The following is a 14,270-nucleotide window of genomic DNA, read 5'->3' as shown; positions in this document are numbered from 1 at the left end:
TAAGGCCTATAGGCTATAGGAACTAAATAGTTAATAGGAACAGAATACGTTGTTTTGAATTTTATGCATGGCTCGGTCATGTACTTGTCGGAATATGCGTCAAACTGCGCCTAGGTCGGTCTGTGCTATTGTGAAATCTTATTTGTGCTTGCAGTTTGTTCTAGCCGATGCCTGTTCCGCGGTGCTTAGTCATGACGGTAGTTGAGGGCAAATCGTGCTGGCCGTGTCGCCAGACGAGGTCGTCTAATGATTCGAGTTCTTGAACACCAAGTATGGTTTGCGAGCTATGTGGCGCTCTGGGGAGTCCCGATGCGTGGGCTACACAATCAGCAGATCAGTCTGATCTCACTTTCCCAGGCTCAGACCGTTGCGGCTTCAGTGCATAGCGGCACAACTGCTTGTTCCAAGATTCGAGCAGGTTGTCGGTGGTGGGAATAGGGTTTCTGCGGCAGCTGGCCATGATGATGGAACTATTGAAGGTGACTTCCCTGATGCATTTGCCTGACAGGGTGCTTCGAGCAGATCCTGGTGAGCGGTTTCCTATGTCCTCTTGATGTAGGTGTGCCTCGGATCTATATGCGTGCAACAAATCGAATTTATCCTGTCGGATCGCAACCGGAGCCACAGCAATCTTACTGTTTTGATTCTTCCGTGCTGGGTGGCTCAAACCATGCAGATACCTGATTTTTGTTTACCTATTATTTCTGTCACCCAACTCATCCGAGATCTTGATATTAGCTTAGTTGCACGAGCAATAATCTGTCTTAGGCGGCACATCAAGAAAAAATGAGGTCCAATCGGGTATATTTTAGGCATACTGATATGCTGATCTACTTGCTTAAGCCCGTATCAGCTAGTACTGAGAAAATTCTAGTCGCGGTGTCATTTCAGTGGTCATTAGCAAAAGTTAAGTGTAATTAGCATGTACACAAATGGCAGCCTTGTGTAGCAACAAGCTGCAGGTTCGAATCCTTTTTAACGCACTTAAGGTAATTGTTCTAAGGCCGAGATACTTGGAAACTTTTTGTTTCTTGGATACAGCGCATCAATACGCTGCTGCCTTTTTCTATTTCTATTGGTTTGTGTTTCGTAAAATGTTGGCGCCGGCGTACTTTAGTTGATAAAAGTGTCGTCTAGGGAGTATGTTGTCCCATTTATTGGACGGTGAAGTATTCCCACGTAATCACGTGGTCTTATGATGAATAATGAAACTAGGTTGGCAAAAGGAGCACAGTATGGCGAAAGTGAGTTTCGAGGCATTCAAGAAGATGAACGATGTACCGATTCTCTCGGAAGATGATTTGCGGTCTTGGGGTTCGATCGTAGTGTCGAAGGAGACACGCAGAACCTTGGCTGATAACCTGATCGATTATCCACTGTCGGCCAGTGGTTCCTGGGCCACGTATCTGGGTAACCAGCTCGGGGTCGACCCGCCCGATTCCTTAGAAGCGCAGTATAGGGCCGTTAAGGAACGCCTTACGAACGAGTTTATTATCGTTGAACTTAACTGGGCAGGAGAGGGTGATGGTGCTAAGCCTTATGGAGGCGAACCCTATACGTGGCATAATTTTCATGATTGGGCTTTCCACGGTTTTGATGCTCAATGGAAGGTTGATGAGAATGGTGCTGCGGGACATCATCCCAACGGTGTTTACCGTCTGGCTCAGGCTGTTTGGAATACTCCAATCGAAGGGGCCTGGGTTACTGACTTTTGGAAAGGCATGCCGAGCTCAAGTGGGCCAAAACTGAATGCAAATCTCAGTTCTATATCGCAGGCGGAGCGTGACAAGCTTGAAGAAGGCATGGTTCAGATTCTGGCTAAAGAAGCCAAGAGTTTGGGCGCTGGCAGACCAATTTGGTTGGTTGTAGGACATGATTACGATCGGGTCTTACGGCACGCGAGAGAGCTCGTAGGCGATGAGACCTGGCGAATCATCCTGATCCCTCATCATTCCGGAGGTAATCAGGGGTACGTCAAAGGCAAGGCATCTATGAGGCGATGGTGCCCCGAAGCTCTTACAGCCATGTACGATTCTATAGGAAAAGCGCGTTCCGCTCTCGGACTGGAATGGAAAGTCGATACAGCTGAGAAGACCAAGTTTGTTTTTCGGCGGGCTAGCTGACATATCTTAGTAACACTGATGACAACTATGCCATTGGATTTGCACCCGTATTAGGCACAGAACAGATACGGGTGCTATTGCTTTAGCTAGGACTCAAAACATGCTGTGGCAGTGAATTGAAGAGTATTTGGTTTGGCCTGTGTGGCAATATAGCTCGCTTAGTTCTTAGCTCGTGTGTGAACTTATAGAAGCGGGAAATCGAGTGCGGTGCGAAGGGTTGAGTGCTGTCTATGTGACTAGGCTGGTCGGGCTGCACACTTGATGTTGATATAACGCGGCATTAAATATAAAATTTAATCAACTTAACTTGGTGTGGTTTTTGAGTTCGTGAACTATAAAGTCAGCTGTACATGGGAAAGGTTGCAAATTAGGTAATACATACAGCCATCGAGTGCTCTTCATCAAGACAATGACGTATGAGCAAATTTCAATACTCTAACAAATAATCATACCGGTTTAATTGCATTTGCGACTCAACAATTGCGGTACAATATGAGTCTTAATTGCTTTGCATATTGATGTTTTTAATAATCATAGCTACAAAATTTTACAAATAAGTTAGTATGAACAAATCCTTGAACCTACTTAAAACCATGAGATCATTTTATTGCAAATGATCTGCTGAGCTGCGCCGGGTATGTCCGTAAACCTGCCAAATTGAGTTATTGCTATCGAACATTTTGATGACTCTGTGAAGAAAGTATCCGCTGATCAAACCAGACATTTTCTAAAATATTCGATTGAATAACTGTAATTGAAAGAAATCCGTGACAGATTTCTTTTAATATTCAAATACGATTCGCAGAATCGCATTCACTGCGATTCTGTTTTCTTCAATTAGGCTTTTTTATGCTCTTATCATAGATGATTTAACATGGCTGGCTTTCGTCACCGCAGTTGGCAACCAACTTGGGAGCTCTCGTGCAGCTGTTGGCGTTGTTTTTGAGCGGCCTGGCCATACCCTTCGCCATCCTTCCGGATTGGTTGACGAATGTTATCAGATGGATTCCGTCGACTCTCTTTGGAGATCTCATTTTCTGGGCATCGAAAAATCCTCTGCAGCAAACGGGCGCCATGCTTTCAACTTCCATCGTGCTTGCTGTTACTGCAGTGCTTGTGTTTTTGGCGGTTCGCGGTTTCAAATGGGATGTGGAGTGAGTTTGGAACCCGAAGTGTCATTGATTAAACATGTTTGAAAGTTGAAATATTCAAGCAAGTTGTAAGTAATTCGTGCCACCAGCCATAGGACGGTTGGCGGGCCAAACTCGGTTTTTCTCTTAGTTGTTTGTCCATGTCTGGGACTGCAACACCATACTCTGTTGATTTGATTTAGCTCGTCCACGCTACCCTCAGCTCCTGCGGTTATTTCTCCTGATATGAATCTGATCTTGCCGTCAGCCGGGCGGCGAGGGCCGCTATCATGAGAGCCGGGACAGGATCGAGCGGGTCCTTGGATTGGGGCCCGATGAAGGAATGCGTGTATGGCGGATATGGTTGACAATCACAATGACGACGAAGGCCCGGACCTGGGCAGGACCTACCACAGCGGTCCGGTCATCATGCGCGGGCCCATGATTCCCGAGGCGGACGCCAATGCTGGTTTGCTCTCGTCTGGCGGTGACACGGACTGGCTGCACATGGATCCTTGGCGGGTGCTGCGCATCCAGGCTGAGTTCGTCGACGGGTTCGGTGCGTTGGCAGAGCTGGGGCCGGCAGCCGCCATCTTTGGTTCGGCTCGGACCGGCAGGGAGGATCCTAACTATGCCGCTGCGCGCAAGATGGGCGGCGACTTGGCCAAGGCCGGTATGGCAGTCATTACCGGGGGAGGTCCTGGCATCATGGAGGCGGCCAACAAGGGCGCCGCTGAGGTCGGTGGCAAGTCCGTCGGTCTGGGTATCGAATTGCCCATGGAGCAGGGACTGAACCGCTGGGTGAATCTGGGCATCACCTTCCGCTACTTCTTCGTACGCAAGATGATGTTCATGAAATACTCCTCGGGCATCATCGTCTGCCCCGGTGGGTTCGGCACCCTGGATGAGATGTTCGAGGTGCTGACCCTGGTCCAAACCCATAAGGCACCCAGCATGCCCATCGTCCTCTTCGACAGGGCCTACTGGCAGGGGCTCTTCGACTGGATTTCGGACACGGTGAGGCAGCGGGGCATGATCTCTGATCTGGACCCCGATCTGGTCATCCGCACTGATGATCCCGATGAGGCTGTGCAGGCCATTCTGCGTCACCGTGCCTGAATAAGCAGGCGGATAGCAGTCAGCGGGCGCGGGTAGCCATGATCATGCCCGTGCCGATGGGCAGCAGGCAGGATTCCCAGGCATTGTCTTTGCTCATGGCCTTCATGATGGTGCGCAAGGTGGTCGTTTTGGCGGATCTATTGGCCGGGTTGAGCACGCCGCCCTGGTCCGGTTCCTCCAGCAGATCAAAAGCATCGGTGAAGATCAGCTGCCCCCGGTCCTTGAGCAGGCGCGGGGCCTGGTCCATAACCTGTTGGTAGTTTTCCCCATTGCCTGAGACAACGATAAGGTCGTAGTCGCTGGGGTTGAGCCTGGGGAAGTAGGTTCGGGCAGCTGCGTTGACCGCCCGCAGCCTCATGCCTGGATGGACTTTCTCCATGCCCGCGAAAATTTTCTTGACCAAAGAGGTGCCTTGGGCTGTGGAGTCGACGGCGGTGAACTGACCATGACCATGCAGGCCCGTCATCAGGCGCAGGGCTTCGACCACAGAGCCGTTGCCTACCAGGATGATGGAAGCCGGGGCGTTCCGGCCGGCCAGGAACTGCAGGAAGGCGCCTTGCGACCGGGAACATTGGGCGAATCCGGCCTCCGAAGCCTTGTCTCGCAAGGTCTGCAACTTGTCGGATTCGACGTTCAGAGCGCTTGCCTCGGCGAATTCCCATCCTCTGGCGATGTTGTTGTACGAGGTTTTGTCCATGCTAACCATGGTAACGACTAGAGGGCACAAGCCTGTCGCCGGCTCTTGTTGCCCTGTGTGCGCAGGAGTCTGACTACTCCTTGACGGCTTCGACCAGCTTCCACATCTCTTCACCCACGTCGATCCCTCGGGGGCAGGGTCGGGTGCAGGCCCGTATGGATTGGCATGCCTGGATTCCGTCCACCTGGTCAATGGCCTCAAGTCGTTCCTGCCGATGGCTGTCGCGTGAATCGTTGATGAATCGGGCCGCTGCGATCATGGCTGCCGGGCCGGCGAAGGCTTCACCGCCCGCATAAATGGGGCAGGCCCCCTGGCAGAGTCCGCAGGCGATGCAGGTGCTGAGCAGTTCATACCGGGCCAGCTCTTCCGGGGTTTGCCGGTATTCCGACGATGGTTTTGTATCGGTCGCCTTTGCCTGGGCTGCTTCGCTGCTATCAACAGAGGAATCATCATGGACCAGATAAGGCTTGAAGCGTCGAATCTGCTCAAACATGGCATCGGTGTCCACTATCAGGTCTCTGAGCGGGGTGAAGCCGGGAAGCGGGCGGATCTCCACTGCTGAAGATTCTGCAATGTTTGAAGTTTTTGTAAGGTGCGTGGCATCTATAAGGCCTGTAGCTTCTGAAAGTTCTGCAGGGCCTGCTGTGCCCACAGGATCCGTAGCCGAGAAGTCTGAGGCCGTTGAGTCTGAGACCGAATCCGGATGCGATGCCGACGGGGGTATGGCCGTTTTGGGTGTCGCTGTGCCGGTGCGACGGAAGGCTGGAGACTGTTGGACCTGCGGAGTTCCATTAACTACACCGGGTGAGGCGTAGGCGTTCGGCATGGTCTTGGATGCAGACAGGCAGTCGGCGATGGTAGCTGTGCAGAGCAGATCCGGGCGGCCGTTGATGAGCACGGCATCCGACCCACACATGCCGTGGCCACAGGAGTACCGGAAGTTCAGTGTGGGATCCACCTCTCGCTTGATCTGCAGAAGGGCATCCAGAACGGTGCGCTGTGGGGCGATACGAATCGTGTACTCCTGCGTCCAACGACGGCCGCGGGCTCGTCGACTGCCTGTTGTGGCGAAAGGATTGCTTTTGGCGAATGGGTTGGTTCGTGCAGGACGCTCTGATTGAGGTCGTGGGGTAAACCGGGCTATTCGGAAGGTCACCGGGCGGGGATCGCGGTCCGATGCGGATGCCTTGGATCCGTCTGATTCCGTGGACTGTGATGTCACGGTTGCTCCTGTCCTTGTTCGGGAAACGGCCTGATGCCCACTGATATGCGCGGACTCCATCCTAATCCCTGCCTGACCTGGATAAGTGTCGAGCGGTTGCCTGTCTGAACAGATTGGGCTCAGAGTCCATCATCAGAGCCCATCAGTAGTTGCGGCCCTTGGGAGGCATGTCGACGATATGAACGGGCTGCCAGGAGACGTTTTCCTTGGCATCGATCATGGTGTGAGCCAGATAGTGTTCGTCATCGCGCTGCGGATAATCGCTCCGGTACAGGGCGCCGCGGGACTCCCGACGCTGCAGGCTGGCGTTCAGGACGGCCCGGGCCAAGGTCAGCAGGTTTCCCACCTCCATGATGGCGGTCACCTCCTGGTTGAGCACTGCTGTCTCACTGTGCGCACGCAGCTGTCTGGCATCGGCATCCAGGTGATCCAGGCCGCGCAAACCCCTTTCGATGCTGCTCTGATCGCATCGGACGGCAACGGCCTCCTCCATCAGCCGTCCCAGTCGGCCCATCAGTGCGTAAGGGTTGTTCAGGTTGGACCGGTCACTGGTATCGGGTTCTTCGCCTTGGTTGTCGGCCAATGCTGGTTCCGAGGGCTCGGCGTTGCTTGCGCCAGCCAGCAACTCGTCCATGAAGGCCTGACGCCTTTGCAGAGCTTGTGCCAGCGGAGACGTGTCGGTCATGTCGTTTGGCTTGTCGGCATTGGACATGGCGGCGGCGATGGTCTGCCCGGTCCTGGTGCCAAAGAGACAGGCATCCAGCAAGGAGTTGCCGCCCAGTCGGTTGGCCCCATGAACGCTGACACAGGAGCATTCCCCGGCGGCGAACAGTCCGTCGACGACTCGACGGCGTCCATCCTGCCAGCGATAGACGCGGCCACGATCGGTAATGGGAATGCCTCCCATGGTGTAGTGGGCGGTGGGTTTGACCGGAACCATGTCCACAGTGGGATCCAGGTGGGCGTAGCGATGGATGGTCTCAGTGACCTGGGGGAGCAGGGCAGTCATGCGCTGGCCGTCAATGCCGGTCATGTCCAGCCAGACGCAATCATGAGGCCCGTCCGGGTCCGATGGATCGGCCACCCCGCGACCTGCATCAATTTCGGCCATGATGGAACGGCTGACCACATCCCTGGCGGCTAGGTCGCCGTGTCCCGGCGCATAGTCCTGCATGAAAGCCCTGCCCTGACTGTTCTTGAGCACGCCGCCTTCTGCGCGGGAGGCTTCTGAAAGAAGGATGCCGGTGTGGCCCAGGCCGGTGGGATGGAATTGGATGAACTCTATATCCTCCAGCTGCAGGCCGGCCTGCAGGGCGAGTGCCATGCCGTCACCGGTCAGGTCCCAGGAGTTGGAGGTCGTATGGAAGAGTCGGCCGGCTCCGCCCGTGCACAGGACGATATTGTCGGCTTGGATGGCCTGCAGTTTGCCGGCGTGGGTGTCCAGGACGATCAGTCCTCGGGCATGGCCGCCGGATTTCTCATCAGTGGGCGGGTCAACGACCAGATCAGTCACATACCATTCCTCGGCGAACTCGACTCCCAGGTGCAGGCACTGCTGCCAAAGGGCGTGAAGGATCTGGTGGCCGATGCGATCGGCTGCATAGGCGGCTCTCCTGACTGGATGGCCGCCATAATCAGCGGTATGGCCGCCGAACTTCCGCTGGGCGATGTGCCCGTCTTCAGTCCTTGAGAAGGCCACTCCGTCATGCTCCAGCTGGATGACGATGCTCGGGGCCTGCTCGGCCAGAATCCGCACGGCATCCTGGTCAGCCAGCCAGTCGCTGCCCTTGATGGTGTCGTAGTAGTGCCAATGCCAGTCGTCCTTTTCCTGGTTGCCCAGACTGGCCGCAATGCCGCCCTCTGCTGAGCCGGTGTGGGATCGCAGGGGCTGCAGCTTGGAGACGACCAGGACCTTTGGCGACGAGCCGTTCCTGTTTCCGTCGCTCTCCAGAGCTCTGTAGAGTCCCAGAGCCGTCGACAACCCGGCCGCTCCGGCTCCGACGATGACGGCATCATAGCGGTTTCTGACCTTCTGCGGATTCATACCATTGATACTGTCACGACCCGTTGATTGTGGTGGCCCTTCCAGTCCATGTCTGCTTACGAGGGCAGAATGGATCTTATGACCGAACTTTCCTTCTCCCAGCAGGTGTATCAGGTCGTCAGGCGGATCCCTCGCGGCAAGGTGGCCACCTACGGTCAGGTCGCCTCTCTGACTGGCCATCCGCGCAACGCCAGGTTCGTGGGTTATGCGCTTCATGACAATCCTGAACCTGGGGTGATTCCCTGTCATCGCGTGGTCTTCCGCGATGGTTCTCTGGCCCCGGGATTCGCTTTTGGCGGGCCTGAACGCCAGCGTCAGCTGCTGGAGGATGAAGGCGTTCATTTTGTTCCTCCCCGCAGCGATGAATCGGCTGGTGCGGACGGCTGGGTGGTGGATTTGGATCGCTGTCGCTGGAAGGCCTGATTCTTCTGGTCTTCAGCTACCACGCATCCATTCTGCAGGTTGATCGAACCACGAATCTCCAGGGAACCCAGCAGCTGCATCAGATGCCTGACTGAGAGTTCATGTTCCTGATTGGCCAGCTCAGTGCGAAGCTGTCCCATCATGGGCGGACCGCCCCGGCGCTGGCAGGTACGGATAGCCGCCAGCACGGTTGCCTCCTCCTTGGCTAGACGATCGTCGTCGGCTTTTTCGTGTTCATGGGCCATGCCTGGATTTGATGGCGGGGTTGAAGGATGCTCTTTGTGCTGAGAGTGGATCGAAAGCCTGCCTTTATTAGTACCGGATTGTTTGAGCGTGATCGGGAGCGGCTGATTGCCGTGAGTGGTTTGGATAGGATGATCACAGTCAAGCGGCGGTACGCGCTGCGTGGGCTGCCTACTTCCTTGATGCTCATGATCTTCGGCGGTTTTGACTGAACCGTCGGTTCCTTGTCGAACAGGCTCGTCAGGGTGGATAGGTCCATGGGCGGGATGGCAGATGTCGCGGATGTCGGATGCCGACAGGAGCAACTCCGCCTTGCCCTCATGGATGAGCCGGTTGCAGCCGGTGTTTTCCGGCTGGTCGATTCTGCCGGGGGCAGCCAGCACGCGACGGCCCAATTCAACACCCCAGTTGGCGGTGTTGAGGGCGCCGGATCGGTGACGGGCCTGTGCCACCACGATGTCGGAGGCCAGAGCGGCGATGATCCGGTTGCGCAGCAGGAACCGACGCGCCTCAGGGATGGTGCCAGGCGGCAGCTCGCTGATCAGCGCGCCGCCATCTGCCTCGATGTTCTCGAACAGACGACTGTTGCGTTTGGGCCCCATATGCAGCAGGCCTCCAGCAAAAACGGCGACCGTGCGTCCGCCGCCAGCGGCCAGGGCTCCCCAGTGGGCGGCGGCATCCGTGCCCATGGCCCCGCCGGAGACGACCAGGTGGCCTTGGCCGGCAGCCTGTCTGGCTATTTGATGGGCGATGGACCGGCCATACTCGTCACAGGCTCTGGATCCAACAACGGCCAAGGGGTGGTCACAGCAGATCAATGCTTCAGGATTGCCTCGTCCCCACAGGCAGAGGGGAGGGGCCCAGTCGGAGCGGCGCGCCAGGTCGTCCACCTGACCTGGCCAGCAGGGGTCGCCTGGGGTCATCACCCAGAATTGGCCTCCACCAGTCATCATGGTCCGCACCTGGTCGGTGTCCATGGCTAGCAGGGGCGTCAGACGTCTTCGCCAGGAGCTGCTGATCTTGTGGAACCGGGTGAGATCCTCAGGGCTCGTTTGCCGTCCCCACCGAGCCGTCCCCTTAAGAAAGCGTTCGTCCAGTTTGGAGCGTGCTGCTTCGTGAGCGTCCTTGCCATCCGACTGGTTCGGCGCTCCCAGCTCGATCAGGTTTCGGCACAGGTCGGCTGCCTGGTCCGAGCCCAGCAGGCAGGCGATCATGAAGGCATCGGGGCCATCTGCCGCCAAGGTCAGCACAGCTCTGGCAAGCCAGTCGCTCTCGACCATGGTCATCGGTCGCGGTCGGCCGGCAGGCATGGTCTTTATCAAGGGTTTGGACATCTCAGACGGCCCTTGTCCTGAGCAGGATGCCGGTGGTCACGTCGTCGGCACCCGGGCTGGTCCGCCCGTCCAGGTCTGCCAGAGTCCATGCCAGGCGCATGGTCCTGTCGGCACCTCGCAGACTGATCCGTTGCCTGCGCAGGGCCTGATCCACGACCGAACGGGCCTTGGCTGATGTATTCCGGCGCAGCCATTCTCCGCTGATCTGGGCGTTGCAGGTCCAGCCTTCCTTGTGGAAACGCTCTTTTGCTGTCTGACGGGCGCGGGTCACACGCTGGCGGATCCGGGCGCTGTGCTGGCGTGGACGGTGGTCGCCGAATCCCGGGTCGGTCACAGGAGGGACGGTGGTCTGGATGTCGATGCGGTCCATGATGGGTCCGGACAGCCTGTTCCAGTAGCGGAGGCGCTCGCGGGGCGTGCAGGTGCAGCGCTCGCCTGTGCCGTATCCGTACCCGCAGGGGCAGGGATTGGCAGCCATGACCAGCTGGAAACGAGCCGGGAAGGTGGTGCTGCCCTTGGCGCGGGACAGGAAGATTCGCCCGATCTCCAGGGGCTCGCGCAGGGATTGGATCACCCTTGGGGAGAATTCCGGGGCTTCATCCATGAAGAGGACGCCGCGGTGGGCACGGGTGATGGCGCCAGGCGTGGCCAGTCCGGCGCCGCCACCAACCATGGCCGCCATGGAGATCGTATGATGAGGAGCCTCGAAGGGCGGCACATCAGAGATCCCATATTGGCTCAGCGTGCCGCACAGGGATCGGATGGAGGCCACCTCCAGTTGTTGAACAGCATCCAGGGCGGGCATGATGCTGGGAAGCCGTGCAGCCAGCATGCTTTTGCCGGCTCCTGGAGGACCGACCATGAGCATGTGGTGACCGCCGGCTGCAGCCACCATCATGGCCCACTTGGTCTCCTCCTGGCCGATCACATCAGCCATGTCCGGCTTGGGCGGAGACGGGTCGGCATTGGCGGGTGAGTTGTCTTCATGACCTGAGTTCCTGGGGTGCACACTCGCTATGGCGGTCGACTTGTCAGAGTCCCGGCGAGTGTCTGCTTCGGGGACGACAATCCTGCTTTGCCCACCCAAGGCCTGGATGAGCTGGCCCAGGTGGCGCAGCCCCACGACCTCGATATCGGGAACCAGACGGGCCTCATCAAGGTTGTCTGCAGGGACGAAAGCATGCGTGATTCCCTGAGCTCTGGCCTGAGTGAGAATGGGGAGCAGACCGTTGATGGGCAGAATAGTGCCGTCCAGGTTGAGTTCGCCCAGGATGACGGTATGGTCCAGGCCCTCCGTCGGCAGCGCTCCGCCGGCTTCCAGAACGCTGGTCGCTATGGCCAGATCGTGTGAGGAGCCATGCTTGGGTTTTGAAGCAGGGGACATGTTGACGGTGACCCTGGTCTGCGGCCACCGGAATCCGCAGGCCGAGCAGGCGGATTTGACCCGTTCCCGCGACTCCGACAAGGAGGCATCCGGCAGACCGATGATGGAGAAGTAGGGCAGCCCTGGGGAGATGAAGGACTGCACGTGGATGAGAAAGGCCTTGAGGCCTATCAGTCCAACGGATTCGGCGGATCCGAGACGCATCAGAAGGCCTCCCTGGTGTGTCTGAGGAAGACCGATCCCGGATTCCAGCCGCCCCTGCCCGAACGGTTGGATTCCCTGACGGCCTCGGCGGATGCCCGACAGGAAGCCGGGGGATGGGAGCCCTCGGAATGCATGCTTCTGCCAGGGTCGGACTTGACTGACAGGCTGATGACATCAAAACGGGTGCCGCGATGCCGTGCGTTGGGATCCCGGTCGTGGCTGATCAGCCATTGGACAGCTGCTCGACGCAGATGGGTCTGTTTGCGCGGGCCGACTGCCTGTTCCGGGGACCCGAACCGACCGGTGCGTCTGGTCTTGACCTCTACGAAGACCAGAGTCGCCTCAGGATCCAGGGCGATGATGTCCAGCTCGCCGAATCTGCTTCTCCAATTCCGGGCCAGGATTCTCCAGTTTCGTTGTCTCAGCCACTGGCAGGCGTAGTCTTCGCCCAAACGCCCGAGCTCTCGGCTGCTTACGCCTTTGGCTCTGATCTGTCGCTCAACATCTGCCAGCTCCATGTCGAAAGATTCAGGGCTGCTCGTAGCTGATGTGGTATTTCCAGGTTGCATTATTTCCGCGTTGCTGGCAGAGCCTATGGAATCAGGCAGAGCGCTTAAGGGCTGTGTGACCGATGGGTCTGCGAACATAGCGTCGGCATCGGTTCTGTCGTCCTTGTCGTTGAAGACTGTGCGGAGATTGGTTGGTCTAGTCAGTGCTTGTGTATTCATGTTTCTAGGAGACCACTGGAAGGAAGGCGGCGACTAGTAGAACCGGGCATGTGGTCGAATGAACCTGCGCACGCACGAAAGTGGATGAACGAGTGGATTGACCATGCAGACGCTGTACCTATTGCGCTTATCTCTGCATCAGGCAGAGGCGGCAGAGGCAAAAGAAGAAAAGCATTGAAAGAGAGTTGAAAACAGAGAAGGGGGAAAGTGAAAACCAAGGAAACAGAAACCATGGAAGCGGAGACTGGCAGCCCAAGAGAAGGAGATTAAGAGAGATGCGGGGCAACAGGCCAATAAAGGAGTCGGCTAACACGACAAGAAGAGCCTGTGATGGTCTTCGTTGCCGCCATGCATCCGGATGAGGGAAGCAGGGATTCAAGGAGACCAGGAGGTGCAACCGATGGTTTCTCGAGAAGCACCATCCGGTCTCCTATTCCTCAATTGCCTTATGGTCTATATGGCTGATTGGTCAGGTAGTGATTGGATTTCTGATCGACAAAGATGCTTGGTTTGAAGCGAACTAGGTGGATGTGACGCAACCCCCGGGAAACCACGTCACCATCCATCTAGCGCCTAGTGGGCTGGTTAAGGGGGATCAGGCCGCGGTGACCACATTCATGTCGGCACGGGTGATGGCCTGGTCGAAGTCCCTGGTTCCCTTGAAGACTTCCTGGGTCCAGGGGTTGATGTGCTGACGGCGCGCACGGACCAGGATGTAGCCCAGTGCGAGCACGTTGGCGGCCAGGGAGAGGATGGAGACCGTCAGGTTGACCCCGGCCTTGTTGACCGACTGGGTTGAGAAGACCGAGTAGTCCTGGAACATGGGCAGTACCTGAGCGAACATGCACCAGATGGCCAGGGTGTTGGCCCGGTTCTGGATCCAGCCTCCTTTGTTCCAGAGGAAGTTGGCGAAGGTGGGTGCCAGGAGGAGGGCCAGGCCGCAGTACCAGGCATGGTTGGGCAGGCAGTTGTAGGTGTAGCAGAAGTTCCACAAGTCATAGGAGATGATGAAGACCCAGGTCATGTCGGGCCAGAGCATGTCGCGACGGTCCTTGGAGGCATAGATGCCGAAGATTCCGGTCATGCAGAAGATGTTGATCAGGCCCGCCACCCCATTGAAGATGTTGTGCCAACCGCCCATCAAGGTGATACCCTCAGTGGACACCCAGGTTCCGCCCCATCCGCGCAAGGCGGATTCGAAGTCGGAGACCACGGCGATCAGGATGTTGATCGCGACGATGATGAAAGGGAAGCACTTGAACCAGTGGGACTTGCCGATCTTGCCCCATCCGTACTTGAGGGCCATGAAGCCGATGCATCCGGCGGTGGCGGCATAGAGCTTGGCATAGTGGAACCAGCTGGTCATATGGACGTAGGTCGGGTTATGCAGCGCCCAATCGGCCCCGAAGGCCGCCGATACGTAGATGGTCAGGAAGTATGCGGTCAGAGCAGCGGGAATGGCCAGGAAGCAGATGATGCCTCCTGTCTTGCTCCTCCTGGCGACCTCGTTGAGACCGATCAGGCATGCGAAGACAAGAATCCAGCCCAACCATTGGTAAGGGGCGTTGGCTCCGTAGACTTGGAACAACATGACGATGTCCTTTCTTCTTTTCTCTGTC

The 14,270-nt window shown here is 57.0% G+C and carries 11 protein-coding genes; 4 read left to right on the top strand and 7 right to left on the bottom strand.

What is annotated here, in order from left to right; genetic code table 11:
• Nucleotides 1-1,235 precede the first annotated feature (1,235 nt).
• The 3 genes from ACUIAG_RS03350 to ACUIAG_RS03340 all read left to right on the top strand — a co-directional run bounded on the left by ACUIAG_RS03350 (nt 1,236) and on the right by ACUIAG_RS03340 (nt 4,372).
• Nucleotides 1,236-2,123 (top strand): hypothetical protein, encoded by an 888-nt coding sequence (locus tag ACUIAG_RS03350; RefSeq protein WP_445340172.1) that lies wholly within the window; start codon nt 1,236-1,238, stop codon nt 2,121-2,123.
• 921 nt (nt 2,124-3,044) lie between these two features.
• Nucleotides 3,045-3,281 carry a hypothetical protein gene (locus ACUIAG_RS03345; RefSeq protein WP_445340171.1) on the top strand — a complete coding sequence of 79 codons (237 nt, stop codon included), beginning with the start codon at nt 3,045-3,047 and terminating at the stop codon, nt 3,279-3,281.
• Nucleotides 3,282-3,604: 323 nt separating this feature from the next.
• Nucleotides 3,605-4,372 (top strand): LOG family protein, encoded by a 768-nt coding sequence (locus ACUIAG_RS03340; RefSeq protein ID WP_445340170.1) that lies wholly within the window; start codon nt 3,605-3,607, stop codon nt 4,370-4,372.
• A gap of 19 nt (nt 4,373-4,391) precedes the next feature.
• On the opposite strand, the gene ACUIAG_RS03335 is transcribed toward ACUIAG_RS03340, so the two are convergent.
• From ACUIAG_RS03335 to ACUIAG_RS03325, 3 genes are all read right to left on the bottom strand, one after another.
• Nucleotides 4,392-5,069: an O-methyltransferase gene (locus ACUIAG_RS03335; RefSeq protein ID WP_445340169.1), complete on the bottom strand. Its 678-nt coding sequence runs from the start codon at nt 5,067-5,069 to the stop codon at nt 4,392-4,394.
• A 73-nt stretch (nt 5,070-5,142) separates the two neighbouring features.
• Entirely contained in the window at nt 5,143-6,291 is a 1,149-nt protein-coding gene (locus tag ACUIAG_RS03330) for a succinate dehydrogenase/fumarate reductase iron-sulfur subunit (protein WP_445340168.1), read from the bottom strand.
• Nucleotides 6,292-6,433: 142 nt separating this feature from the next.
• Nucleotides 6,434-8,335 (bottom strand): FAD-dependent oxidoreductase, encoded by a 1,902-nt coding sequence (locus tag ACUIAG_RS03325; protein ID WP_445340167.1) that lies wholly within the window; start codon nt 8,333-8,335, stop codon nt 6,434-6,436.
• A 78-nt stretch (nt 8,336-8,413) separates the two neighbouring features.
• On the opposite strand from ACUIAG_RS03325, the gene ACUIAG_RS03320 reads away from it, so the two are divergent.
• Nucleotides 8,414-8,758 carry an MGMT family protein gene (locus tag ACUIAG_RS03320; protein WP_082067705.1) on the top strand — a complete coding sequence of 115 codons (345 nt, stop codon included), beginning with the start codon at nt 8,414-8,416 and terminating at the stop codon, nt 8,756-8,758.
• Here ACUIAG_RS03320 and ACUIAG_RS03315 read toward each other — a convergent pair.
• The 4 genes from ACUIAG_RS03315 to ACUIAG_RS03300 all read right to left on the bottom strand — a co-directional run bounded on the left by ACUIAG_RS03315 (nt 8,674) and on the right by ACUIAG_RS03300 (nt 14,242).
• Nucleotides 8,674-10,335, bottom strand: a complete 1,662-nt coding sequence (locus tag ACUIAG_RS03315) for a DNA-processing protein DprA (RefSeq protein ID WP_445340166.1) — start codon at nt 10,333-10,335, stop codon at nt 8,674-8,676. The genes ACUIAG_RS03320 and ACUIAG_RS03315 overlap by 85 nt on opposite strands.
• Nucleotide 10,336: 1 nt before the next feature.
• Nucleotides 10,337-11,923: a YifB family Mg chelatase-like AAA ATPase gene (locus ACUIAG_RS03310; protein WP_445340165.1), complete on the bottom strand. Its 1,587-nt coding sequence runs from the start codon at nt 11,921-11,923 to the stop codon at nt 10,337-10,339.
• Nucleotides 11,923-12,441: a YraN family protein gene (locus ACUIAG_RS03305; protein ID WP_445340164.1), complete on the bottom strand. Its 519-nt coding sequence runs from the start codon at nt 12,439-12,441 to the stop codon at nt 11,923-11,925. Before ACUIAG_RS03305 ends, ACUIAG_RS03310 begins: the two co-directional genes overlap by 1 nt.
• An 805-nt stretch (nt 12,442-13,246) precedes the next feature.
• Entirely contained in the window at nt 13,247-14,242 is a 996-nt protein-coding gene (locus tag ACUIAG_RS03300) for a DUF5692 family protein (RefSeq protein ID WP_445340163.1), read from the bottom strand.
• Nucleotides 14,243-14,270 lie beyond the last annotated feature (28 nt).

It is taken from the genome of Bifidobacterium sp. ESL0825 (genome assembly GCF_052606465.1).
The sequence above is the reverse complement of the archived record's forward strand: the minus strand, read 5'-3'. Positions and strand labels throughout refer to the sequence as shown.